The organism is Burkholderia sp. BCC0397 (genome assembly GCF_902832865.1).
GTDB lineage: Bacteria > Pseudomonadota > Gammaproteobacteria > Burkholderiales > Burkholderiaceae > Burkholderia.
Genome location: NZ_CADFDL010000021.1, coordinates 1 through 24,456, shown reverse-complemented (window position 1 = coordinate 24,456; position 24,456 = coordinate 1). Strand labels below are relative to the sequence as shown.

Annotated in this window: 19 protein-coding genes; 11 read left to right on the top strand and 8 right to left on the bottom strand. The window is 67.5% G+C overall.

Annotation, left to right across the window (positions count from 1 at the left end; genetic code table 11):
* Nucleotides 1–71 precede the first annotated feature (71 nt).
* Both HWX03_RS35215 and rpsU read right to left on the bottom strand, forming a co-directional pair.
* Entirely contained in the window at nt 72–1,307 is a 1,236-nt protein-coding gene (locus HWX03_RS35215; protein WP_175874483.1) for a PepSY-associated TM helix domain-containing protein, read from the bottom strand.
* Nucleotides 1,308–1,791: 484 nt separating this feature from the next.
* Nucleotides 1,792–2,004 carry a 30S ribosomal protein S21 gene (gene rpsU / locus HWX03_RS35210; protein WP_006401410.1) on the bottom strand — a complete coding sequence of 71 codons (213 nt, stop codon included), beginning with the start codon at nt 2,002–2,004 and terminating at the stop codon, nt 1,792–1,794.
* A gap of 521 nt (nt 2,005–2,525) precedes the next feature.
* Between rpsU and HWX03_RS35205 the strand changes: the two genes are divergently transcribed.
* From HWX03_RS35205 to HWX03_RS35195, 3 genes are all read left to right on the top strand, one after another.
* Nucleotides 2,526–3,344 (top strand): flagellin domain-containing protein, encoded by an 819-nt coding sequence (locus HWX03_RS35205; protein WP_175874482.1) that lies wholly within the window; start codon nt 2,526–2,528, stop codon nt 3,342–3,344.
* Between the two features lie 193 nt (nt 3,345–3,537).
* Entirely contained in the window at nt 3,538–4,956 is a 1,419-nt protein-coding gene (fliD, locus tag HWX03_RS35200) for a flagellar filament capping protein FliD (RefSeq protein WP_175874481.1), read from the top strand.
* A gap of 31 nt (nt 4,957–4,987) precedes the next feature.
* A complete protein-coding gene (locus HWX03_RS35195) occupies nt 4,988–5,284 on the top strand; it encodes a flagellar protein FliT (RefSeq protein WP_175874480.1) in 297 nt (98 codons plus the stop codon).
* A gap of 241 nt (nt 5,285–5,525) precedes the next feature.
* On the opposite strand, the gene HWX03_RS35190 is transcribed toward HWX03_RS35195, so the two are convergent.
* The 3 genes from HWX03_RS35190 to HWX03_RS35175 form a co-directional block, all read right to left on the bottom strand.
* Nucleotides 5,526–8,012, bottom strand: coding sequence for a tetratricopeptide repeat protein (locus HWX03_RS35190; protein WP_175874479.1), 2,487 nt, complete (start codon nt 8,010–8,012; stop codon nt 5,526–5,528).
* Complete coding sequence (locus HWX03_RS35185; RefSeq protein ID WP_175874478.1) at nt 8,009–10,207, bottom strand: tetratricopeptide repeat protein; 2,199 nt, start codon at nt 10,205–10,207, stop codon at nt 8,009–8,011. Before HWX03_RS35185 ends, HWX03_RS35190 begins: the two co-directional genes overlap by 4 nt.
* Before the next feature lie 241 nt (nt 10,208–10,448).
* Nucleotides 10,449–12,236: a tetratricopeptide repeat protein gene (locus HWX03_RS35175; RefSeq protein ID WP_175874477.1), complete on the bottom strand. Its 1,788-nt coding sequence runs from the start codon at nt 12,234–12,236 to the stop codon at nt 10,449–10,451.
* Between HWX03_RS35175 and HWX03_RS35170 the strand changes: the two genes are divergently transcribed.
* The 7 genes from HWX03_RS35170 (at nt 12,235) to HWX03_RS35140 (ending at nt 20,774) form a co-directional block, all read left to right on the top strand.
* On the top strand, nt 12,235–12,498 hold the full coding sequence (locus HWX03_RS35170) for a hypothetical protein (protein WP_175874476.1): 264 nt from the start codon (nt 12,235–12,237) through the stop codon (nt 12,496–12,498). The genes HWX03_RS35175 and HWX03_RS35170 overlap by 2 nt on opposite strands.
* A gap of 144 nt (nt 12,499–12,642) precedes the next feature.
* On the top strand, nt 12,643–13,428 hold the full coding sequence (locus HWX03_RS35165; protein WP_014722216.1) for a class I SAM-dependent methyltransferase: 786 nt from the start codon (nt 12,643–12,645) through the stop codon (nt 13,426–13,428).
* A complete protein-coding gene (locus HWX03_RS35160) occupies nt 13,425–14,810 on the top strand; it encodes an FAD-binding oxidoreductase (RefSeq protein WP_175874475.1) in 1,386 nt (461 codons plus the stop codon). The genes HWX03_RS35165 and HWX03_RS35160 overlap by 4 nt, the downstream gene beginning before the upstream one ends.
* Nucleotides 14,807–15,529 carry a WbqC family protein gene (locus HWX03_RS35155; RefSeq protein ID WP_157126703.1) on the top strand — a complete coding sequence of 241 codons (723 nt, stop codon included), beginning with the start codon at nt 14,807–14,809 and terminating at the stop codon, nt 15,527–15,529. The genes HWX03_RS35160 and HWX03_RS35155 overlap by 4 nt, the downstream gene beginning before the upstream one ends.
* Nucleotides 15,530–15,539: 10 nt before the next feature.
* Nucleotides 15,540–16,187, top strand: a complete 648-nt coding sequence (locus tag HWX03_RS35150) for a class I SAM-dependent methyltransferase (RefSeq protein WP_175874474.1) — start codon at nt 15,540–15,542, stop codon at nt 16,185–16,187.
* A gap of 58 nt (nt 16,188–16,245) precedes the next feature.
* Nucleotides 16,246–17,403 carry a dTDP-4-amino-4,6-dideoxygalactose transaminase gene (gene rffA / locus HWX03_RS35145; protein ID WP_175874473.1) on the top strand — a complete coding sequence of 386 codons (1,158 nt, stop codon included), beginning with the start codon at nt 16,246–16,248 and terminating at the stop codon, nt 17,401–17,403.
* A 2-nt stretch (nt 17,404–17,405) separates the two neighbouring features.
* Entirely contained in the window at nt 17,406–20,774 is a 3,369-nt protein-coding gene (locus HWX03_RS35140) for a glycosyltransferase (RefSeq protein WP_175874472.1), read from the top strand.
* A 70-nt stretch (nt 20,775–20,844) separates the two neighbouring features.
* Here HWX03_RS35140 and HWX03_RS37150 read toward each other — a convergent pair whose 3' ends face one another.
* Nucleotides 20,845–21,762 carry a TIGR04222 domain-containing membrane protein gene (locus tag HWX03_RS37150; RefSeq protein WP_244132865.1) on the bottom strand — a complete coding sequence of 306 codons (918 nt, stop codon included), beginning with the start codon at nt 21,760–21,762 and terminating at the stop codon, nt 20,845–20,847.
* Nucleotides 21,690–22,403, bottom strand: coding sequence for a hypothetical protein (locus HWX03_RS37145; RefSeq protein ID WP_244132864.1), 714 nt, complete (start codon nt 22,401–22,403; stop codon nt 21,690–21,692). The genes HWX03_RS37150 and HWX03_RS37145 overlap by 73 nt, the downstream gene beginning before the upstream one ends.
* A gap of 390 nt (nt 22,404–22,793) precedes the next feature.
* Between HWX03_RS37145 and HWX03_RS35130 the strand changes: the two genes are divergently transcribed.
* The gene (locus tag HWX03_RS35130) at nt 22,794–23,933 is read left to right on the top strand and encodes a tyrosine-type recombinase/integrase (protein ID WP_175874471.1); all 1,140 of its coding nucleotides are present in this window, start codon (nt 22,794–22,796) and stop codon (nt 23,931–23,933) included.
* A 149-nt stretch (nt 23,934–24,082) separates the two neighbouring features.
* Here the strand turns inward: HWX03_RS35130 and HWX03_RS35125 are convergent, their stop codons facing one another.
* The gene (locus tag HWX03_RS35125) at nt 24,083–24,346 is read right to left on the bottom strand and encodes a hypothetical protein (protein ID WP_175874470.1); all 264 of its coding nucleotides are present in this window, start codon (nt 24,344–24,346) and stop codon (nt 24,083–24,085) included.
* Nucleotides 24,347–24,456 lie beyond the last annotated feature (110 nt).

The window sequence follows — 24,456 nt, the reverse complement described above, 5'->3', positions numbered from 1 at the left end:
CGCTGACCCGCGGCGGTTGCATCGTCCGCTTGCCGATTGTTACTTGCCGCTTGTTACTTGCCGCTTGGCCCTTACCGCGCGGCGCGCGACGACGCCGGCACGACCGGCCGCGCGCTCCGCGCAGCCCGCACGCGTGCGCTGCGCTTCTTCACCCAGATGCAGACGCCCGTCACGCTGAGCATCGCGATCACGATGCCGAGCACGCTCACGGCGACACGTCCGGCGACACCGGCGATCCGCCCCGAGTGCAGCGGAAACTGCGCCTGCATGAACAGGTCGCCGGCCGAACCGCGGCCCGGCACCTGCGCCGCGACGGGCTTGCCGGTCACCGCATTCCAGTACAGCCACGCATTGCCGAGCCCGACGTCGCCATGGTCGTTGCCCGGCGTGAAGAACCCGACCGCATAGGCGTTCATCGCCGGCGCGAACAGCAGCGCACCCGGCGGCGCGGCAATCTCCGCGTCGCGGCCGGCCGAGCGCGCGATCTCGACGATCCGTTCGCGCGGCAGCACCTGGCTGCCCGGCGGGGCCGGCGGGAAATGTTCGGGATTCGTGTACGGCGTTTCGGCGAGCGGCGACACCAGCGAGACCAGCGGGCGCACGACGGGAACGGCAAGGTTCATCGAGATCGACGTGATCGCAACGACGAGCAGCAGCCCCCACACCCACACGCCACCCGAGCGGTGCAGGTCGAACACGAGCGGATAGCCGCCGCGCCGCACGCGGAACGCGAACGACTTGCGCCAGCTTTTCAGGTTCGGAAACGCGAGCACGAGCGCGATCAGGCTGTCGATCGCCCACACGATGCCGACGACGCCCATCACCCAGAACCCGAAGTTGATCCCGCCGTACACGGGCAGGAACAGCGAGTAGTGCAGCCGGTAGATGAACGGCATCAGGTCGAGCCGCGCGAGCGACGGCGCGCCCCATTCGCGACGGCCCTGCACCGCGCCGGTCGCGGGATCGACGGCGATCTGGCTGAAACCGAGTGCGTACGGCTGGCCGGTTGCCGGATCGGTACGCGGCATCACGCCCGCCTGCAGCGTGTGCCCCGGTTCGACCGCGAGCGGCAGATAGGTCACCTGCACGCGCGGATCGGCGGCCTCGATGCGCGCCGCGAGTTCGAGCGGCGCAAGCGGCGCCGCGCCGCTGCGCGCGGTATAGAAATCCGGGTTCAGCGCCGCGTCGAGCTCGTGGTCCCACGCAATCAGCGCGCCGGTGAGCCCCGCGACGAACAGGAACAGCGCGATGGCGAGCCCGAACCAGCGGTGCAGGCGCACGAGAAACGGTCGCAGGAACGCGTTCATCGCGTGCGCAGCGAACGGAAGGCGGGCCGGCACGAGCGGCGGCCCCGATTCGACGGAATGCGGTTCATTTGATGTCGGGCGCCGCGCAACGGTCGGCCGGCCAGGTCAGGCGAGGCCGGATGCGCTAGTGCGCGGCATGGAATGGTTGCGCGGTCGGCGGGTTTTGACACGATGCGCGACATTTTAAATCAATGCGAATGATTCTTACTTGCATTTTTGCTCATTCGCCATGACCGCCGGCCTCGCCCGTCTTCCCGTGCGTCCACACCGCGTGGCCGCCGCCCTCGCCTACCTTGCCGCCTCGCTCGCGCATGCGGACGATTCGCCCGCACACCGCACACTGCCCGCCGCCTGGCCTCGGCAGTCGGCGGGAACAAACCCGCCGCAACGGCATCGGAATTTTCCCGGGCCCGCAAAAGCAAAACGGCGGAGCGGCCTCTTTCGAGGCACACTCCGCCGTTTCGCGGCGAACCGTCAGACGCTCTTAGTGGAGCTTCTTCGGCAGCATCTGGCTGCGCAGACGCTTGTGCAGGCGCTTGACGGCTGCTGCCTTCTTGCGCTTGCGGACTGCGGTCGGCTTTTCGTAAGACTGGCGCTCACGCAGTTCAGCGATCAGGCCATTTTTTTCGATAGCGCGACGAAAGCGGCGAATCGCCACTTCGAACGGCTCGTTTTCTTTCAGAAGAATCGTCGTCATGTCGTTCCTAAATTGCTTAAACGGTCAAAAACGTAGCGGCCAAGCGCCACGCACCGGCCATCCGAGCGTCCCCCACAACAGGCGAAACGAGCGGAAATACGGCCTCGGAGGCCGGAAAAGAGAGGCGGAAAGCACCGCGAGTACGCTTCACAACCGCGTGCAGCGCCGCGTTTGACTGCCAGCAGACATGCCGAAACCGGCAAAGGCGTGACAGAAAATCTCAATTCAGCCCGCCATCATAGCAGGGAATCACAGACAAAACCACCCTTTTGTCGCTCGCGGGCAAACGTTCCGCCCAACCGCGCGATTCTCGCGCTACGGCCGCCACGCCGCCGCCATGCCCCGTGTGCCTTCCCGGCGAAACCGGTCCTTCCGCCCCGAATTTCCTCAAACATCCCTCTAAAGTTTTCGCCGGGTGCCGCCGTCAACCAGGAAAGGCGGGCAGCGCCAGACGCAAAAAAGCGCCACGCCGAAATCAGAACCTGTCTGTATCTCAGGCATTTTCCAAAACGAGGAAGCAAATGCTGAACATCAACACCAACATCCTTTCGCTGACGACGCAGACGAATCTGTCGGGCTCGCAAAGCGCACTGTCGCAAGCAATCAACCGCCTGTCGTCGGGCAAGCGCATCAACACCGCTGCTGACGATGCAGCAGGCCTGGCGATCTCGACGTCGCAAACGGCGGCAATCAATGCGCTGACGCAAGGTGTTGCAAACGCGAACAACGGCATCTCGATGATCCAGACCGCCAACGGCGCGCTGCAATCGACGGTCGACAACCTGCAGCGTATCCGTACGCTGGCGCAACAAGCGGGCGACGGCTCGCTGGATTCGAGCGCTCGCGCAAACCTGCAAGCTGAAGTTTCGACGCGTCTCGGCGAAATCGACCGTGTCGCATCGCAAACGACGTTCAACAGCCAGACCATCCTGGGCGGCGCCGGCAGCGTCACGTTCCAGATCGGCGCAGCAGCGAACCAGGTCGTTACCGTCGACTTCGGCACGGCGAACTGGAACAGCACGGGTATGAGCGTGAACACCCTGAGCGTCTCCACCCAGTCGGGCGCGCAATCGGCGATCACGGCGATCGACGCGGCACTGAAGCAAGTCAACACGTTCCAGGCAACGCTGGGCGCAGCACAGAACACGTTCCAGGCTGCGATCTCGACGACGCAAACCCAGGCAACCAACATGAGCGCTGCTCGCTCGCAGATCACCGACGCGGACTTCGCGACGGAAACGGCGAACCTGAGCAAGGCGCAAGTGCTGCAACAAGCTGGTATCTCGGTTCTGGCGCAAGCGAACTCGCTGCCGCAGCAAGTCCTGAAGCTCCTCGGCTAATCGAGCAGCACCCGCGGCGGGCCACGTGCCCGCCCGCCTCCGGGCACGGCGGCGTCGCCATGCGACGCATCGCGACGCCGCCGAACCCGCACGGATCAGAATTCTCCAGGGAGGCACGCCTCCCTCTTTGCATTGAACCGCGGCGCCCCGCCGCATCGCGCACGTTGATTGCGCGGACGACCGGAGCAACGGCATGGCCACCACGACCCCCGTCAGCAGCACGGACATCAGCACCATCCTGGCGAATGCAGGTCAATCGATCATCAGCGGCGCGACCAATTCGTCGCTCGACGTCAATACGCTCGTCACGACGCTGGTGAACGCGAAGACGACCGGGCAATTGCAGGCCCTGCAGAGCCGGCAGACGAACGACAATACGCAACTGTCCGCGATCGGCCAACTGAAGGGCGCGCTGTCCGCGCTGCAGACCGCGCTCACCGGCCTCTCGGACGGCACCACGCTCAGCAGCCTGGCCGCGACGGCGAGCGGCACGGGCATCGCGACGACGGTCAAGAGCGGCAGCGGCGCGGTGGCCGGTTCGTATTCGGTCAATGTCACGCAGCTCGCGACCGCCAACAAGCTGTCGTCGGCCGGCGTGACGTCGGCGGACACGATCTCGGCCGGCTCGCTGAGCATCACCTTCGGCAGCAACCCCGCGTTCAACGTCAACGTGGCGGCCGGCGCGTCGCTGTCCGACATCGCGTCGTCGATCAACTCCGCGTCCGGCAATGCCGGCGTCACCGCATCGGTCATCACCGGTTCGGATGGCCAGCATCTCGTGATGCAGTCGAACGCCACCGGTGCAGCCAACACGATCTCGATCACGGGCACCGGCGTCAACTCGAAACTGACGTCGGGGTACACGACGGTCACGCCGGCCGCCGACGCGAAGCTGACGATCGACGGCACGCCGGTGTCGAGCGCGTCGAACAACGTGTCGGGCGCGCTGACGGGTGTCACGCTGGCGCTGTCGCAGGCCGCTGTCGGCACGACGCAAACCATCACGCTGTCGCAGGACACGGCCGCGGCGACGACCGCGATCAACAATTTCGCGACCGCGTATACCAACTTCGTGAATACCGCGAAATCGCTGTCGAGCTACGACTCGACCGCGAAGACCGCCGGCCCGCTGCTCGGCGACGCGATGCTGAACACGATCAGGAACACACTCGCGACGACGCTCAGCAGCGGCGTCACGACGGGCGGCACGACCTATGCGCTCGGCAGCATCGGCATCAACGTGGACGCGACCGGCGCGATGTCGGTCGACACCGCCGCGCTGACCACCGCGCTCAAGTCGAACAGTTCCGCGGTGGCGGCGATCTTCAACCAGACGAACGGCATCGCCCAGGCGCTCAATGCGAACATCAACTCGTACACGCAGACGTCCGGCGTGATCGACCAGCGCACCAACGCAATCAACGCCGATCTGAAGAGTGTGCAGGGTCAGGCGACGCAGCTGCAGAGCTACTCGGACCAGTTGACCAAGCAATACAATGCGCAGTTCACCGCGCTGAACACGCTGATGGCGACGATGGCGAACAACACCCGCTACCTGACCCAGCTGTTCGGCGGCCAGAGCAGCGCCGGCGCGCTGGCCAACAACAAGTAAGCCTTAGCCGCCCCCCCTTCGGAGCAGAACCATGACGAACGACACCCTGCCCCGCGCCTTCGACCTGACCCGTGCCATGCAGTCGGCGGCCGATGCGCGCGACTGGGTGCGCGTCGCGGCCCTCGCCGACGAGCGCTCGCCGCTGCTGATGAACCTGTCCGGCGAGCAGACCCCGGACGTGCTGGACCAGGTGCGGCAGATCATGGCGATCGACGCGTCGATCACGGAGCATGCGCAGACGGACCGTGACCGCCTGGCTGCGGAATTTGCGCAGTCCCAGGAGCGGATCAAGGCCGCGAGCCAGTACCAGAAAGCCGGCATGCTGTGACCGGCCGGGCGTCTCGCCCGCCGCGCATTTCGAATTAAAAGACGCCGCCAGTCGAGCGGTCCGTTGTCGCCGTACCGTCGAGCCGCTTCAATGCGGCTTTTTTTTCGCCTGCAGGCGGGAGCGCGAGCCGGATCGCGCCGGCTACGCCCGCGTCGCCCGCTCGACGGCCGCATCGATCATCTCGGGCGGCCGGCCCGACGATGCGCGAGCGCGGCTTCCAGCCGTGGCGCGATCCCGCTCGTCACGCGTCCCGGGGCGCCGTCTCGCCGGCCGCGTAGCGGGTCCACATGCCGTGCAGCGCGTCCTCGAGGTTGCGTGCGAAGCGCGACGCATCGCACAGCGGCGACGCCAGCGCGCGCTCGCGCAGCGTTGCACGCAGCGTCGCCAGCCCGTCGCGGTCGCGCGCGAACGCGACGGCCTTCGCGAGGTACGCATCCTCGTCTTCCGCGATCCAGTCGCCCATGCCCGCCGCGTGCAGCAGGCTTTCGCAAATGTGCGTGACAAACCGGCTGCCCTTCATCCCGAGCACCGGCACGCCCATCCACAGCGCTTCGGCCGTGGTCGTGCCGCCCGGGTACGGGAACGGGCTCAGCGCGATGTCGATGCGGTTATACGCGGCGAAGTACTCCGCACGCGGCGAACCGCCTTCGAGAATCAGCCGATCCGCGCCGATGCCGTGCCGCGCGAAGCGGTCGAGCGTCGCCTGGTTCACGTCGCCGGCGCCGAGCTCATGGGCCTTCAGCAGCAGGCGTGCGTCCGGCAGTGCGTGCAGGATGCGCGACCACAGCGCGACGACCTCGTCGCTGATCTTGATCAGCTTGCCGAAGCAGCCGAACGTGACGCCGCCATGAGCCACCATCGGCAGCGGGCCGACCGCGACATCGTACGGCGGCGGCGTGAAGCACAGGTAGCTGTCCGGCAGCCGCCACGGCCGTTCGGTGAAGTGATGCGCCTCGTCGGCCGGTAGCGTATGCGCATCGCCGATGAAATAGTCGATCGCGCGGCAACCGGTCGTCGCGAAGAAACCGAGCCAGCTCGCCTGCACCGGCGCGGGCTTGTGCCCGAAGATCGGCAGGCCGCTCCAGTTGGTATGGCCTGCCATATCGATCAGGATGTCGATGCCGTCGTCGCGAATCAGTTGCGCGGCCTCCTCGCGGCCCAGGCTGACCACCTTCTTCCAGCTCGCGAAGTTCGGCCTGAGCCGCGCGGTCACGTCGTCCTCGCCGACGAAGGTCACATAGGCATGCGGCTCGATGCGCGACCGGTCGATCCGCGCGAGCACGCTTTCCAGGAAAATGCCGACCGGGTGCTGCCGCAGGTCGCCCGACACGAAGCCGACGCGCAGCGGCCGCCCCTGCGCCTGCGCGACGCGCTGCGCGCGGTCGTGCTCGAACGGATGCGCGTCGCGCTCGAGATGCTCGCCGTAGCGGCGCGCTTCAGCGACCCACTCCTGCGGCTCGAACGCGGGCGAGCTCGACATGTTGAACAGCATCCGCGAGTACGCGCGATGCAGGTCGTGCCGGATCGCCGAGCGGAACGCATCCAGCGCGCCGGCGAGATCCCCTTTCGCCCACAGGATGTCGCCGAGCGTCATCTGGACCTTCAGCGGATCGATGCCGAGCTCCCTAGCGATCTCGGTGTGCTTCATCGCCTCGTCGAGCTTCTCGAGCCGAAACAGCGCGGCGGCGAGGTTGTGATGCGCGTCGGCATCGTCCGGGTTCAGGTCGATCGCATGCCGGTGGCTCAACTCCGCGGCGGCCAGCAAGTTGAGGTTGTGATACGCGAAGCCAAGGAAGTTGTATGCGTCGGCCAGTTCGGGATCGAGCTCGATCGCACGCCGGCACACCTGCACCGCCTGCCCGTATTCGCCCTGCTGGTTGCGCAAATCGCCGAGCCACGCCCATGCCTGTGCATGCGCGGGGTCGATCGCGACCGCCTGCTCGAGCAGTTCGAGCGCCTTGTCGAAATCGCCGATGCGCTGCAGCAACCTTGCCAGCACGCAGTGCGCGTCTGCGTCGCCCGGATCGAGCCCCTCGCGCGCATGGTCGATCGCGCCTTGCAGATCGCCGGCCGCGCGCAGCGTCGCGCTCAGCCCCCGGTGCGCGACACGGAAGCCCGGTTGCAGCGCGATGGCGCGACGATAGGCATCCGCAGCATCGTCGAATTTCTCCTGCGCATGCAGCGCGTTGCCGAGATTGCAGTACGCATCCGCGTACTGCGGCTGGTGCGCGACGGCCTTGGCGTAGCTCGCGGCCGCCGCTTCGTGCTCGCCCAGGTCCTGCAGCGCGTTGCCGAGATTGTTGTACGCCTCCGCGTAACCGGGGCGCAGCTCGATCGCGCGCGCGCAGCTCTGCATCGCGGCCGCCGGCTCGCGTGCGTCGCGCAACGCGTTGCCGAGGTTGTTGTGCGCCTCCGGATAGTCCGGTCGCAGCCCCACCGCGCGCCGGTAGTGCACGATCGCGTCGTCGAGCCGGCCGCTTTCGCGCAGCATGTTGCCCAGGTTGTTGAAGTACGACGCATCCGGCCGCTCGACGAGCGATTGCTCCATCAGCGCGAGCCCCGCGTCGTACTGCTTCAGCTGGCATGCCAGCAGCCCGAGGAAATGCAGTGCATCCGGCTGGCCCGGCTGCGCGGTGAGGATCGCGTCGTACAGCGTCTTCGCTTCCGCGAGACGCCCCGCCTGATGATGCGCCAGCGCGGACTGCAGCGCGTCGTGGATATCGTTCATGCTTCCTGCTCCGAGTTCGTATAGCGTTGCCACATGGCGAGGAACGCCGCTTCGAGATGCGCCGCGAACCGGCGCGCGTCGCACAACGGCGACGCGAGCAGCTGCGCACGCAGGCTCGCGCGCAGCGCCGCGAGGCGCTCGCGATCGCGCACCGCCGCGATCGCCTTCGCGACACAGCTGTCCTCGCCGTCAGCGACCCATTCGCCCATGCCCGCCGCGTGCAGCACGCTTTCGCAGATGTGCGTGACAAAGCGCCCGCCCTTCATGCCGAGCACCGGCACACCCATCCACAGCGCTTCGGCCGTGGTCGTGCCGCCCGGGTACGGGAACGGGCTCAGCGCGACGTCGATGCGGTTATATGCGCCGAAGTATTCCGCGCGCGGCGAACCGCCCTCGAGGATCAGCCGGTCCGCGTCGATGCCATGCCGCGCGAAGCGCGCGGCGGTCGCGTCGCGCACGCCCTCGCGACCGAGCTCGTGCGCCTTGAGCAGCAGCCGCGCGTTCGGCAGCGCGTGCAGGATGCGCGACCACGCGCGCACGACGTCGTCGCCGATCTTCACGAGCTGGCCGAAGCAACCGAACGTCGGATGGCCGCTCGCCGCCATCGGCAGCGGGCCGACCTCGACGTCGCAGGCCGGCGGCGTGAAGCACAGGAAGCTGTCCGGCAGCCGCCACGGCTTCTCGACGAAGTGATGCGCTTCGGCGTCCGGCAGCGTGTAGCGGTCGCCGATGAAGTAGTCGATCGCGTCGCAGCCGGTCGACGCGAAGAAACCGAGCCAGCTCGCCTGCACCGGCGCGGGTTTCCAGCCGAACACGGGGAGCCCGCTCGACTGCGTATGGCCCGCGAGGTCGACGAGGACGTCGATTTCGTCGTCGTGAATCATCCGCGCGGCCACGTCCGGACCCAGCGCGGCGATCGAGCGCCAGCCGTTCGCGTGCGGCTTCAGTTTCGCGGTGATCGCGTCCTCCTCGTCCGTGGTCACGTACACGCGCAGGTCGATGCGCGTGCGCTCGAGGTGCGCGAGCACGCTTTCCAGGAAGATCCCGACCGGGTGCAGGCGCAGGTCGCCGGACACGAAGCCGACGCGCAGCGGCCGCCCTTGCGCGCGCGCGTCCCGCTCGCGCGGATCGTGCGCATGGCGCGTCGAACGCGCGGCCAGGTGCCGGCCGTAGCGCCGCGCGTCGGCCAGATAGTCGGCGGGGTTCACGCAAGCGGACGCCGCCGCGCTGAACAGCAGCCGGTTCAGCACGGTCGCCGCGACGTCGTCGGCGTCGTCGCGCACCAGCGCAAGCGCATCGCGATACGCGTGGACCGCGGCATCGACGTTGCCCTGCGCGCGCAGGATGTCGCCGAGATTGACGTGCATCAACACGGCCGGCGGGCCGGCCTGCAACGCCTGCCGGCAATACACGAGCGCCTCGTCGAGCCGCTGCAGCTTCAGCAGCACGACGGACAGGTTGTGGCACGCGCCGGCGTCCGCCGGATTGAGCGTGACGGCCGTGCGATGGCACGCTTGCGCATCCTCGAGCCGGTTCAGTCCGTGATACGCGTTGCCCGCGTGGTTATGTGCGTCGCCGAGGTTCGGCGCGAGCCGGATCGCGTCCTGCGCATGCGCGAGCGCTTCCGCGCAGCGCAGTTGCTTGTGACGCACGGCGCTCAGGTTCGCGTGGGCCATCGCCATCGACGCATCCAGCTCGATCGCGCGGCCGTAATGCGTGGCGGCGCCATCGAGGTCGCCCAGATCCTGCAGCGCATTGCCGAGGTTGTTGTACGCCTGCGCGTAACCGGGACGCAGCTCGATCGCGCGCGCGCAGCTCTGCATCGCGGCCGCCGGCTCGCGTGCGTCGCGCAACGCGTTGCCGAGGTTGTTGTGCGCCTCCGGATAGTCCGGTCGCAGCCCCACCGCGCGCCGATAGTGCGCGATTGCGTCGTCGAGCCGGCCGCTTTCGCGCAGCATGTTGCCCAGGTTGTTGAAGTACGACGCATCCGGCCGCTCGACGAGCGATTGCTCCATCAGCGCGAGCCCCGCGTCGTACTGCTTCAGCTGGCACGCGAGCAGCCCGAGGAAATGCAGCGCATCCGGCTGGCCTGGCTGCGCAGTGAGGATCGCGTCGTACAGCGTCTTCGCTTCCGCGAGACGCCCCGCCTGATGATGCGCGAGCGCCGCCTGCAATGCCTGTCCTGTTCCGTCCATCTCGTCTGTCCTGCTCAATAGGGATGCGGTTCGCGTCGGAAGTCGATCAGCCTGCCGCCGTGCCCGATCATCACGGCCGGCGCCGCAATCCCATCGCGCGCCATCCCGACGACGGTGTCGCGCACGCGCCACCGGTCGGAATGACGATCACGTCGGCCGGCGCGGTGTTCAGCGCGAGAGGCGCCATGTTCCGCTTGCCGCCTACGTGGAAATGCCCACGCACGTCACGTCGTGAGCGGCCTCACACGGATGCGACCGGCGCGGCTTCGACGTGCTGCGCCCACATGCCGTGCAGTGCGTCCTCGAAGTGGCGCGCGAAGCGGGGCGCGTCGCACAGCGGCGACGCGAGCACCTGCGCGCGCAGCGTCGTGCGCAGCGCCGCCAGCTCGGCGGGCTGGCCGACCTGCGCGACGGCCTTCGCGACATACGCGGCGTCGTCGTCCGCGATCCACTCGGGCAGCCGCGCCGAATGCAGCAGGCTCTCGGCGATGTGCGACAGGAAGCGCTCGCCGCGCCGGCACAGCACGGGCACGCCCATCCACAGCGCTTCGGCGGTCGTCGTGCCGCCCGGATACGGGAACGGGCTCAGCATCAGGTCGACACGCCGGTACGCGGCCAGGTATTCGGCGCGCGGCGAGCGGCCTTCGAGGATCAGGCGCTGCGCGTCGATGCCGTGCGCCGCGAAGCGCGCGGCAAGCGCCTGCTGCTCGCGCGAATCGTCGAGATGCTCGGCCTTCACGAACAGCTTCGCGCCCGTGACCGATTGCAGCACGCGCGACCAGACCGCGACGACGTGATCGGTGATCTTCGCGAGCTTGCCGAAATAGCCGAAGGTTGGATGGCCGTTCGCGAGCATCGGCAGCGCGCCGACGTCGACAGGCTCGGCCGGCGGCGTGAAGCACAGATAGCTGTCCGGCAGATGCCACGGCCGCTCGGTGAAATGCGCGACCTCGGCGGGCGGCAGCACGTGACGGTCGCCGATCACGTAGTCGATCGCGCCCACGCCGGTGCTCGCGAAATAACCTGGCCAGCTCGCCTGCAGCGGCGCCGGCTTCCACGCGAACAGCGGCAGGCGGTTGTAGACCGTGTGGCCCGCCGCGTCGAGCAGCACGTCGATGCGGTCCGCGCGGACACGCGCAGCCGCCGCTTCGTCGCTCAGGCCGGCGATGCTGGTCCACGTCGCGAAGGCCGGCTTGATGCGTGCGGTCACGTCGTCCTCGACGTCGCGCGTCGGGTACGCATGCATCTCGATCCGGTTCGCGTCGAGATGCTTCAGCATGCTCTCGATGAAATAGCCGACCGGATGCGACTTCAGGTCGCCCGACACGATGCCGACCTTCAGCGGCCGCCCGACCCGGGGAGCCAGATCGACGAGCCAGTCCGTCCACGGCTTCGCGCACCGCGTGACGAGTTCGTCGTAGCGCGCGGCCTCGGCGAGATAGGCGTCGTGGTCGAACGCTTCGCTGCAGTGGCTCGCGAACAGCAGGTTGCTGCGCGGCTCCGGCAGTTCGGGGCGCAGCGCGACCGCGTGCCGGTAAGCCTCGAGCGCGGCCGGAATCTCGTTCAGGTCGAACAGCGCATTCGCAAGGTTGTTGTAGGCCTGGCCGTTGTCCGGCTTCAGCGCGATGGCCTGGCAGAACGCATCGACGGCCGCGCGGGCGTCGCCGGCGAGCCGCAGCGCGTTGCCGAGGTTGTTGTACGCATCGACGTAGTCGGGTCGCAGCTCGATTGCGAGACGGAAGCACTCGGCGGCGGCGGCGTGACGGTTGTCCGCCTGCATCACGTTGCCGAGGTTGTAGTAGTACATCGCGTCCGGCCGGATCTGGATCGCCGCCATGATCAGGTCGGATGCCTGCTGATAGCGCCCGTACTGATGGCCGATCAGGCCGAGGAGGTGAAGCGCGTCCGCGTGCCGGGGATCGGTGTCGAGGATCTGCCGGTACAGCGTCTCGGCCTCTTCCAGCCGTTCGGCCTGATGGTGCGCCAGCGCCTGTTCGATCGTGGCGGCGGCGGGGGAGGTGGGCATCATGAGCTATGTCGTCCTGGTAGCCAATACGGGATTCGAATCGCGGCCGGCGCCGCCGCGTCGGCACACGCCTTCGCCCGCGGACGCACGCACCGACGGTCTCCGACGTGTCCGAATTCTCCACGCGCACGCCGCGTTCCAATTTGGCGAGCAGGTGCTGGAATTGGTCGCTATTCCCGCGACTGCAAGCCGCACCCGCGGGCGCCCCGAATTCGCGCCGGACACCCGCGCATCCATCGAAATGCGGGGTGAAACCACCCGCTAATCCGACATTCGATCCTGGCGGCGCTCGCTAGACTTGATCGTAGAAAGATGTCCGACCTGCGACGCTCGGACGGTTGCGCATTCCGATGCCACCGCGCCGACACGCGCTCGTCCGGTCACACCCTTTGTGCCTGGAGCCCTGTGTATGCACGAATCAGCGATCATCACCAACGCAGATGGCGATCAGCTCGCGGCGCGCCGCGAACTGTTCGACCTGATGCAGACCTACCCCGCGACGCGCGAGGAACTGGAACGGTCGCTCGGCCTGTTCGTGCGCGGCTCGCTCCTCGCACGCATTCTCGCGACCTTCGAGATCTATCAAAAAATCGTGCCGCTGCCGGGCGCGATCCTCGATCTCGGCACGTGGCGCGGGCAGACCGCCGTGCTGTGCGAGAACTTCCGCGCGATTCTCGAGCCGCTGAACTTCCAGCGCCGCATCCACGCATTCGATACGTTCACGGGTTACACGGGCTTCGCCGAGCACGACACGCGCGACCGCAAGCTGTTCTCCGACGGCACGTACTCGCTGTCCGGCGAGTACGCCGACCTGCTGCGCAAGCTGCTGAACCTGCACGAGCGCAGCAACGCGATGGGACACGTGCATGACAAGCACCACGTGTGGGAAGGCGACTGCCGCGACACGCTGGCGGCGTTCGACGAAGCGCATCCCGGCGAGATGGTCGCGCTCGCGTGGTTCGACCTGAACGTGATCGAGCCGACCCGGCACGCGTTCGACGCGGTGATGGAGCGGCTGGTGCCCGGCGGCGTCGTCGCGTTCTGGCAGCTCACCCGCGGCGGCCAGCTGCCCGCGGAAGGCGTCCATTACCTGCGCGACCTGCTCGGCAACCGTCCGCACCAGATCCACAAGGCTGCGGCATATCCGTCGCTCTGCTACCTGTCATTCCCCGAAGGTGGGGGCACACGCAAATGAAAATCGCAATCCTCGGCAACGGCATTCTCGGCCTGATGACGGCCCGCGCATGGCAGCAGGCCGACGCGGGCGTCGAGCTCGTGATCGTCGGCCACGCGCATCGGCCCGGCTCGGCCACGCGCGCTGCGGCGGCGATGCTCAATTCGTTCACCGAGCTGGAAGGCGATTCGCTCGGCACGCCGATCGACCGCTTCAAGTTCGAGCTGAGCCGCGGCGCGACGGCGGCCTGGCCCGCCGTATTCGCTGAAATCTGCACGCCGGAGCGCGCGGTCGCGCACGGCTTCGGCACCTTCGTGCTGAACAACGCGGCGACCGACGCGCTCGACGACGAGAACTTCGCGGCCATGCAACGGTTCTGCCGCGAATTCGAGGAGCCCTGCGATGCGGTCGATCCGTCAGGTATCCCGAACTATCATCCGGACCCGCGCTATCGCGCGCTGAAGGCGGTCTTCCTGAAGCGCGAAGGCTGGGTCAATCCGAAACAGTTTCTCGACGCGCTGACCGCGTCGGTCGCGCAAGCCGGCAACGTGCGCTTCATCGACGCCGAGGTCGAGCGGCTCGACACCGCGGCCGGACGCGTCACCGGGGCGCGCCTGTCCGATGGCAGCGTGCTCGGCGCGGACCGCTTCATCCTCTGCAACGGCGCCAACGTGACGCGCGTGCTGCAGGCGAGCCTGCCCGAGCTGCCGGTGCAGCGGATGTTCTACGGCATCGGCATGTCGATCGAACTGCAGAGCACGGAGAACGTGCACACGCACTGCGTGCGCACGACCAACCGCGGCCTCGCGTGCGGTGTGTATTCGGCGCCGCACGGGCCTGACCGGACCCTCGTCGGCGCCAGCAACTACATCAGCCCGGTGCCGCACGAGCACGGCCACGCCGGCAGCGCGTACACGCTGCTCAAGTCCGCGATGGACCAGATCAACACCCGCTTCTCGCGCGCGAACCTGGTCAACGTCAACGTCGGCTGGCGGCCGACGACGTCCGACCTGTATCCGCTGTTCGGCGAAACCAGCGTGCGCGACCTGTGGATTCTCGGTGGCACCAAGCGCGACGGCTTCCACCTGTCGCCGGTGCTGTGCCGCGATCTCGTCGCGGCGATGCGCGGCGAGCCGATCGATCCGCGCTACGCGGAACTCGCGCCCGAACGCCCGCTGATCCGCAACATGACGCGCGAGGCCGCGATCGCGAAGACGGTACGCCATCAGATCAATGCCGCGTACCAGCACGACTTCGTGCCGGCGCGCAACCGCATGGTCGAACAGCTTCGGAACGCGATGCGCGCGGACCTGGAGGCGCTGCACGACAAGCTGGGCGCAACGGACTGGGGCATTCCGCCCGAGCTCGTCGACATGTACCGGTACGGCCACATTCCGGCATGAGCGGTGCGACCATGAACCGCGACGCGAAGCGGGTAGCGATCGTCCAGTCCAACTACATTCCGTGGAAGGGCTACTTCGACCTGATCGCCGCCAGCGACGAGTTCATCCTCTACGATGACGCGCAGTACACGCGCCGCGACTGGCGCAACCGCAACCAGATCAAGACGCCGCAGGGCGTGCAATGGCTGAGCGTGCCGGTGAAGGTGAAGGGCAAGTATCACCAGTCGATCCGCGAAACCGAGATCGACGGCGCCGACTGGGCGCCGCTGCACTGGAAGGCCCTGCAGCAGAACTACGCGCGCGCGCCGCACTTCGCGCGCTATGCGGACGAGCTCGAAGCGCTCTACACCGGTCGCACCTACGGGATGCTGAGCGAGCTGAATTTCGCGATGCTGACGTGGGTCCTCCGGCAACTGGAGATCGGCACGCGCGTGTCGTCGACGTCGGACTATGCGCTGCACGGCGACCGCACCGAGAAGCTGCTGAACCTGTGCGTGCAGGCTGGCGCGACCGAGTACCTGTCCGGCCCGGCCGCGCGCAGTTACCTCGACGAGAACCTGTTCGCCGATGCCGGCGTCGCGGTGCGCTGGTTCGACTATCCGACCTATCCCGAGTATCCGCAGCAGTGGGGCGACTTCGTCCACGGCGTGACGGTGCTCGACGTGCTGTTCAACTGCGGTCCCGAAGCGCGCCGGTACGCGCTGACCTCGAAAGACTGAGGCGATGTCCATGAGCGAATCCCGGCATGCGAGCCTGCTGGAAGAAGTGGCCGCGTACTACAGCGCGCGGCTGGCGGAGCACGGCGCGACCGCGCGCGGCGTCGACTGGAACGGCGAAACCGGCCAGTTCCTGCGCTTCGAACAACTAACGAAGATCCTGCCCGCGTCCGGCGGCCACTCGGTGAACGACATCGGCTGCGGCTACGGCGCGCTGGTCGATTTCCTGAACGCGCGCGCGCTGCCGGACGGCTTCGCGTATGCGGGCTACGACATCTCATCCGACATGGTCGACGCCGCGCGGCAGCGCTACCGCGATGACGCGAACGTCGCGTTTCATGTCGGCGCGGTGCCGCAGGCCGCGTCGGACTACGGGATCGCATCCGGCATCTTCAACGTCAGGCGCGGTCACGGCGACGACGCGTGGCTCGACTACATCCACGCGACGCTCGACACGCTGCACGCGACGAGCCGACTGGGCTTCGCGTTCAACTGCCTGACGTCGTATTCCGATCCGCCGTTCATGCGCCCGGACCTCCTGTACTACGCGGACCCGTGCGCGCTGTTCGATCGCTGCAAGCGCCGCTATTCGCGCCACGTCGCGCTGCTGCACGACTACGGCCTGTACGAATTCACGATTCTCGTCCGCAAGGACATCTGAGCGGTGCCGCGCGCAAGCCGCGCGGCCGAACGTCCCACCCTTACCGCGGAGCCTGACCATGTTCGGCCCACCCAACCTCGACTGCATTCCGTTCGGCCGCCCGTTCGTGGTCGGCAAGGAGCTCTACTACATCGCGAAAGCGGTCGAGCAGGGCGGCCTCGCCGGCGACCAGGCGTTCACGAAGCTCTGCCACCGCTGGCTGGAAGCGCGCATCGGCTGCCAGCGCGCGCTGCTCACGCACTCCTGCACGGCCGCGCTCGATATGGCCGCGATCCTCGCCGACGTGCAGCCCGGCGACGAAGTGATCATGCCGTCCTACACGTTCGTGTCGACCGCCAACGCGTTCGTGCTGCGCGGCGCGACGCCGGTGTTCGTCGACATCCGCCGCGACACACTGAATCTTGACGAGACGCAGATCGCCGCCGCGATCACCCAGCGCACGCGCGCGATCGTGCCGGTGCACTACGCGGGCGTCGCCTGCGACATGGACGTGATCGGGCAGCTCGCGGCGGACCACGACCTGTGGGTGATCGAGGACGCCGCTCAGGCGCTGCAGTCGTCGTGGAACGGCAAGCCGCTCGGTAGCCTCGGCCACCTCGCGTGCCTCAGCTTCCACGAGACCAAGAACGTGATCTCGGGCGAAGGCGGCGCACTGCTGGTCAACGACCCGCGCCTCGTCGAACGCGCGGAGATCATCCGCGAGAAGGGCACCAACCGCAGTCAGTTCTTCCGCGGGCAGGTGGACAAGTACACATGGGTCGACGTCGGCTCGTCGTTCCTGCCGGGCGAGCTGATCGCGGCGTTCCTGTACGCGCAGTTCGAGCACGCGGACGTGATCACCGCGCAGCGGCGCGCGACCGTGCAGCGCTACCAGGACGCACTGCAGCCGCTGCACGCGGACGGGCTGATCGAGCTGCCCGCGATTTCGCTCGCCGAGCGCGGCAACGGCCACATGTTCTATTTCCTCGCACGCGACCTCGCCGAACGCACCGATCTGCTGCAGCAGATCCGCGCGGTGGGCGTGAACGCGGTGTTCCACTACGTGCCGCTGCACAGTTCGCCGGCCGGCCAGCGCTACGGGCGCTGCGGGTCCGGCATGGCGGTGACGGACCTCGTCGCCGACCGGCTCGTCCGGCTGCCGCTGTACCACGATATGACCGAAGCCGAACAGGATCGCATCCTCGACGTGGTCTTCGATTTCTACCGCACCCGATAACGATGACGACTCCCAAACCTGGCTTGGCGCGCAGCGGTTCGCGCATCTTTACGCGACTCGACCACCCGTACTACATACACGCGCCGAATTTCCGGCAAACCTCCGGCGGGATCCGCGCGATGCACTACCTGTGCCACGTGCTGAACCTGCTCGGCCACGAAGCGTACGTCTGCACGCCGGTCGTGCATCCTGACCTGCGCACGCCGCCGCTGACCAACGACATCGTGCAGGCGCACGCCCGCGCGAATCGCAGCCCGATCGTCGTCTACCCGGATGTCGTCACCGGCAATCCGTTCAACGCGCGCTGCGTCGTGCGCTACCTGCTGGCCGAGCCCGGTCGCATCAACGGCGAACCGATCACCCTGCAGCCGAACGACCTCATCTTCACGTTCGGGCCGTCGCTGGTGCCCGAAGAATGGAAGGCGGACCTGCTGCGCATACCGCTGGTCGACACGCGCATCTTCAACAGCGACGGTGTCGACGACGCCCGCCGCAACGGCACGGCCGTCTTCATCAATCGCCACCTACGGCGCGGCGGCACGCTGCATCCGGTCACCGCCGAGTCGATCGAAATCTCGACCCGCGTGCCGGAACGTTCGGCGCACGAACTCGCGGCGCTGTTCCGACAGGTCGAGTGCGTGTACATGTACGAATGGTCCACCGCCGTGTTCGAAGCGCTGCTGTGCGGATGCCCGGTCGTGTGCATCATGAATGACGCGTCGCTGTCGGAGCCGACCCGGTGGGTGATGGACGGCAAGGGCATCGCGTGGGGGCTCGACGAACACGAGATCGCCCACGCGAAGGCCACCGTTCACGAAGCGCGCAGCGTCTACCTGAAGGAAGAGGAGGCGTTCTGGCAGCAGTTGCAGAACTTCGTCGAGCGGACCCAGGCACACGCGGACAAGCTGGATGCGCAGGCCGTCGCGACGGGCGCCGCCGCCCAGGGACAGCCCGCGTCCGCGCCGCGCTCGTGCATCGCGGTCGTCACCGCCGAACCGGCCGACCACGCGCGCACCAGCCTGCGCTTCGCGCAGCCGTTCGCGCGGCTGAACCGCGAATGGGCACTGACTTTCCCTGTCACGCAAGCCGGCATCGATCCCGACGCGCTGCAGCGCGCTGACCTGATCGTGCTGCAGGGCGACACGCCGGGCCTGCTGTCCCCCGCCACGCTGGAACACCTGTTCTCGCTCGGCAAGCCGGTCGTCCTCGAGATCGACGCGCCGCTCGACACGCTGCTCGCCGACATCCCCGGCGCGACCGACAACGCGCGCCGCAAGGCGGGCATCCGCAGCGCCGTGCAGCGCGCGCATGCGCTCGTCGTGCCGTCGGAAGCGCTGGTGCGGCAGTACCGTCATGTCAACGCGTCGGTCCACGTGCTGCCGACCGGCGTCGATCTCGAGCGCCTGCACCGCGCGGCGCCCGGCGTGCGCGACCACGTGAACCTCGCGGTTTCCGGCACCGGTCTCGACGGCGTGCGTCTCGAGCAGGTCCGCCAGGCGCTGGCCGAGCTCCGCCGCCGGTTTCCGGGGAAGCTCCGGGTGTCGTTTGTCGGCGCGGCGCTGCCGGCCGGCTGGGACCGCGAACCGGACGTCACGCTGATCGCGGAGCCTGCCCCTTACGACAGCTACGCCGACGCGCTGAAGCGTGCGGACCTCGACATCGCGCTGGTCGCGGCGCCGGTCACGTTGCGCGACGATGCGCCGCCGCGCGCATGGCTCGAATGCTCGGCGGCCGGCGCGGCCACGGTGCTCGTCGCCACGCCGGCGGAAGGCTGCTCGGTTGTCCACGGCCGCACGGGCTGGCTCGTCGCCGACACCGCCGACGCGTGGGTCGACGCGATCGCGCACCTGATCGAGCATCCGCAAACCCGCGCGCAACTCGCCGCGGCCGCGCAGGATGCGATCCGAGCGCAGCACGATATCGGCCGCAACGCCGCGCGCCACGGCGTGCTGTACGCGCGGCTGCTCGCGGAGAACCGGACGCTGGCGCCTGTCGCCGCGACTGCGGACGCCGCACCGCGCCGCAAGCGCCTGATCGTGTATTCGATCGATCCGGACGCGTGCGCGTCGTCGCGAATTCGCCTCACGCTGCCGTTCGGTCTGCTGAACGACGAATGGGAACTCGTCCCGGGCATCCGGGACGGCCAGATCGACAGCAGCGTGCTGGCCACGGCCGACGCCATCCTGCTGCACCGGCTGACGCCCGGCATCCTGACGGGCAACGACCTGTATACGATCTTCAAGCATGAAAAGCCGGTGATCTACGAGACCGACGACCTGCTGACCGACCTGCCGGCCGCGCACCCGCTCGCCGCGCCAGGCGGGATGGCCCGCGCGGGGATCGAGCTCGTGCTGCGCAACGCGGACGCCGTGATCGTATCCACGCCGTTCATCGCCAGCCGCTACCGGCTGTCGCACCCGCGCGTTCACGTGCTGCCCGACAGCGTGGACTTCGACCGGTTCTACCGCCCCGTGACGGCGCGCGGCGACGACTGCGTGACGATCGGCATCGCCGGCGCGTCGCTGCGCGCCGACAACTTCGCGCTCGTCGACGCGGCGCTGCAGGCGATCTGCGCGCGCCATCCCGGCAAGGTCAAGGTGAGTTTCGTCGGCGCGGACGTCCCGCCAGGCTGGGCCGGCCACCCGGACGCCGGGTGCGAGCCCGAGCTTCACGACTACGACGCGCACGCACAACGCCTGCCGGAACGGTGCTGGGACATCGCGCTGCTGCCGCTCGCCGACCACGACTACAACGCCGGCACGAGCACGATCCAGTGGCAGGAATACGCGGCGGCCGGCATCCCCTCGATCGTCAGCGACCGGCCAGCCTATCGCCTCGCGCTGCACGACGGCTGCGACGGCCTGCTGGTCCCGGATGCGCGGCAGGCCTGGGTCGACGCGCTCGACCGGCTGATCGCGAACCCGGCGCTGCGCCGCGGGCTCGCGCGCACGGCGCAGGCGAAGGTCCGCAAGCATCACGCGCTGCAGCAGGCGCTGCCGCGCTATCGCCATGTGTATCAGCAGTGCATCGACAAAGGCGCTGTCGGCAACCAGCCCGGCCGGCCGGATGCGCCGATCCCCGGCGCGCTGATCCTGGACGCCGAGGGCGACCTCGACAAGGTCCGGCTGAGCCTGCAGGAAATCGCAAGGCGGCCGGAACAGGATCTGCTGGCGGTCGTGCTGACCACGTCGCAGGCGCCGCTGCCCGAATGGACCGACAAGGTGCGCTACCTGCACGCGCCCGCGCACGAGTACACGGCCACCGTCGAGCAGCTCTGCGCACTGCCGGCGTTCGACTGGACGCTGATCGTCGAGGCGGGCGACGGGCGTGCTGCGCAGGCACGAACGCCCGCCGATGCCGCGATCGCGTAGTTCGGCGCGCGCCGTGCCGCTTGCCTGACGCTGGCGGCCCGGCGCGCTATCCCGGCAGCGCGCCCTGTGCTCAGTTGCTCGAACAGCCGCCGCAACTGCTCGAGCTGCATGAGCTCGACGAACTGCAAGAACTCGAACTGCTGCTGTCCCCGGCGTCGGAGTCGGACGAACCGCTCGACCCGCCGGTGTTCACGGCGACGGGCGGCGGCGCCATCAGCACTTTCGAATGCGCGGCCCACACGGTGCCGGCGAGCGCGCCGGCGCCGAACAGCGCGGCCGTCCACAAGAGCCCGTCCGGCGTCGCGCGGTCGCCCCGGCGTTCGTCGCGGTGCGCGTCGAGCGCCGCCTCGCCGCCGCGCGTCATGCCGCCGCGCCCCAAGCCGGGCAGGCGTCCGACCATGAAGTGGTACGCGACCATGAACGCCGTCATGATAATCATCAGCAGCAGCACGGGCCGGCCGCGGGTCAGGCCGACCGCGAGCTTCGCCGCGCCCGCGCCGAACACGAGCAGCAGGATCGCGCGCGCGGCCATCCGCGTCGCCCGCATCTCGCCCGGCGCCCAGAGCCAGCCTTTGCGCTGCAACGCTGCGGCGCAGTCGGCTTCGCGCCACGCGAGACGCTGACGAAACGCGTGGCAGCTCGTCTCGCCGCCAGGTTGCCTCTTCAGCCATTCCCAGTCGGCGCCATAAGCGCCTGCGTGTCGCGGATCGTCGATCCGCACCCGCGCGCCGTGGACCTTGCTCATCCGCAGCTCGATCGCACCGGCATGCGCGAGCGACAGCATCGCGACCTGCGCCATCCGCGCGCCGCCGCCCGCGAGACACGCCGCTTCCTCCGCGCTCAGGTCGGGCGACGATTCGGGGGCACGCGTTCCCCACGCACGGTGGCGGTATTCGATCCACTGCAGGCCGGCGATCAGCAGCAGCGCGGCGATGCAGAGCGGCACGTAGAACAACCCGAGAAAGTCCGGCCCAGAGAAGTCCAGCACATTGAAATCGCTCGCGCTCGCGCAGGTCGCCGCGACGCTGATCGCCGCCGTTGGCCACGCGAACTTCGCGAAGCGCCGCCAGCGTCGCGGGCGCGCGGCGGGCGCGCGGCGGGCGCGCTCGAAGGGCCGTCGCGCAGTTCTGCGCGCTGCACCGGGGCGTCGGCGGGCACGGCCGGCTCGGCCACGGGGCGCGGCCATATCGCTTCGGGCGGCTCGCAGCCGAACAGCCTGCGGTAGCTGTCGAGCGTCTGCCGGTAGTGCCGCGCGTACTGCGCGGCCTCGTCGGGCGCGCCCGCGCCCGGCACGTGATGCATCGGCGCGCGCAGCACGTCGGCGCAGAACACGTCCCAGTATTCGCGCGTGTATTGCAGGTGCAGGTGCCATGCGGCGTCGACCGCGTGCGACGGCGTGACCGGATGGCCGGCTACCTGCGCGAGGAACGCGAAGCGCTTGTATTCGTCGATCACGGCCAGCGCATGGTCGTGCGACCAGCCTTCGGCTTCGGCGAGGCGCCGGCTGTACGGCAGCGGTGCGTGAGGATCGTCGGAGGAATACGCGTGCAGACGCGCGAGCAGCGCCTGCTGCGCATCGGTCAGCGCGCAGGCATCGACTGCGGTCGAGGTAGGCGGAATGGCAGCCATCTGGAGTCGGCGCGATGCGCGGACGGCCGCCGCGATCGACGCTTGAGTTGTCGTTGCGGGGGATTCTCGCACAACGGAATGGCGGCGGAATAGCGCGGGAACGGTGCAGGAAATGACGATGCGATGCCGATACGTCCGTGCAGTGACGCGACGCTTGGATTACTTCAGGAAAACAGATCGGGAAATTCGACGCCTGGAATCAGGCCATTTGGCGCGCCCGGCTGGGATCGAACCAGCAACCCCTGCCTTCGGAGGGCGGGAAATCGAGTCCACGACGATCTAACGACATCCAAAACAACGACATAACTTCCTGATTTTATTTGAAAACAAGTGTATTGATGTCCAGCGATATCCAGCCTAAAATTTCCGTACCGTTTCCGTACGAAAATCATGGCCATCTCTATCGTCAGCAAAACCGCACGCGACAAACTGCCCCCACGCCGGGAACCCTACTTTGCTCGGGTTCAATCCGGTCTCTACGTCGGGTTCCGTAAGCTCGCTGAAGGCGACGGCACGTGGATTGCTCGCAGACGCAATGAGGCGGGCAAACAAGAATACAAAGCGCTCGGCACCCTCTCGAACTTCGATGACGCGGTGAAAGCTACCCTCGAATGGTCGAAGGCTGCGGATGCCGGCGTGTCCACCAAGACCACGAGCATCAAGAACGCCTGTGAGCACTACGTCAAGCATCTGGGGCTGCACAAGGGCGCCTCCAGCAAATCAGACGCAGAGGGCCGTTTCAAACGGCTCGTCTACGACAACAAAATCGGCCGCATCGATCTGTCAAAGCTGCGGACCTCACACGTGAAGGACTGGCTCGCCGAGCAAATCAGCGAGATCGAGGAGTCCGCCGAGGACGAAGACGACCTCCGGCGTGCCAAAGACTCGGCGAACCGCAACCTCGCGTCGTTGAAAGCCGCCCTGAATCTGGCACTACATGACCGTCTCGTTGCGAGCGACGCGGGATGGAAAACGGTCACGAAGTTCAAAGACGTCGGGCGTCGCAGGCAGTCGTTCCTTCCCGCAGAGCAGCGTAACGTATTGATCGAGGCGTGCGCCGAAGATATCCGGCAACTGGTCAAAGCCATGTTGTTCACCGCAGCTCGCCCCGGCGAACTCGCACGCGCCTGCGTCAAACATTTCGATCGGCAGCAAGGCACGCTCGTCCTCGACGGGAAGACCGGGCATCGCGTCGTTTCGCTGTCGTCGGCCGCCGTACGCTTCTTCGAGGATCAGACCAAGGGCAAAATTGCCAACGCGCCCGCTCTCTCAACGGCGTACGGTCAGTGTTGGAATAAGGATTCGTGGAAGAAGCCCTTCAAGGACGCTGTCAAATCCGCTCAGCTTCCCGCCTCCGTCGTTATGTACTCGCTTCGCCACACGGCGATTAGCGAAATGATTGCGAGCGGCATCGACAGCTTTGAGGTCGCCAGGATGGCCGGGACGTCGACAGAGATGATCGACAAGCATTACGGACATTTGCGGCATGACCGGATGCGGGCAAAACTCGATGCGATTGCGATCATCTAAGACGAAAGGGCCGGAAAGCGGACGGCGCGCCGCAGCGGAAGTGGCATCGTCACGAAACTTGGGCGTGCGTACCGCCGGAATTTGATTGACCGTAAGCGATCGATAAAGGGCGACCCTCGGTCATCGAACGTTTAGGAGCGTTCTGATACTCAACCCCGACCGCGCCTGACTATATCCGCGCGATACCGTTCCTTGATCTGCTTGACGACGCTCTCGACCAGAGGATTTCCACGGTAACCTGACGCCTTGCGATCGATCGCCGCTTCCATTTGCCGAATTGCCGCCTGGACACTAGCCGGATCGCCCGGAACGATATTTACCTTGGCAATATCACCATCGAGCGACTTAAAGGCGCGACCGGCCTCTTCCAATTGTCGCTTTAGCTTGTCAAGCCCATCGATCTTGATCTGCATTGTGACATCCTCTCATGAGAGGTGGCCTCGCTCATTCGGACAGTTTTCTGAGATTTTTAAGTGGAACGTCCGAGGCAATCATGCTGCCGATTTGATCGCAGGCAGCGTCG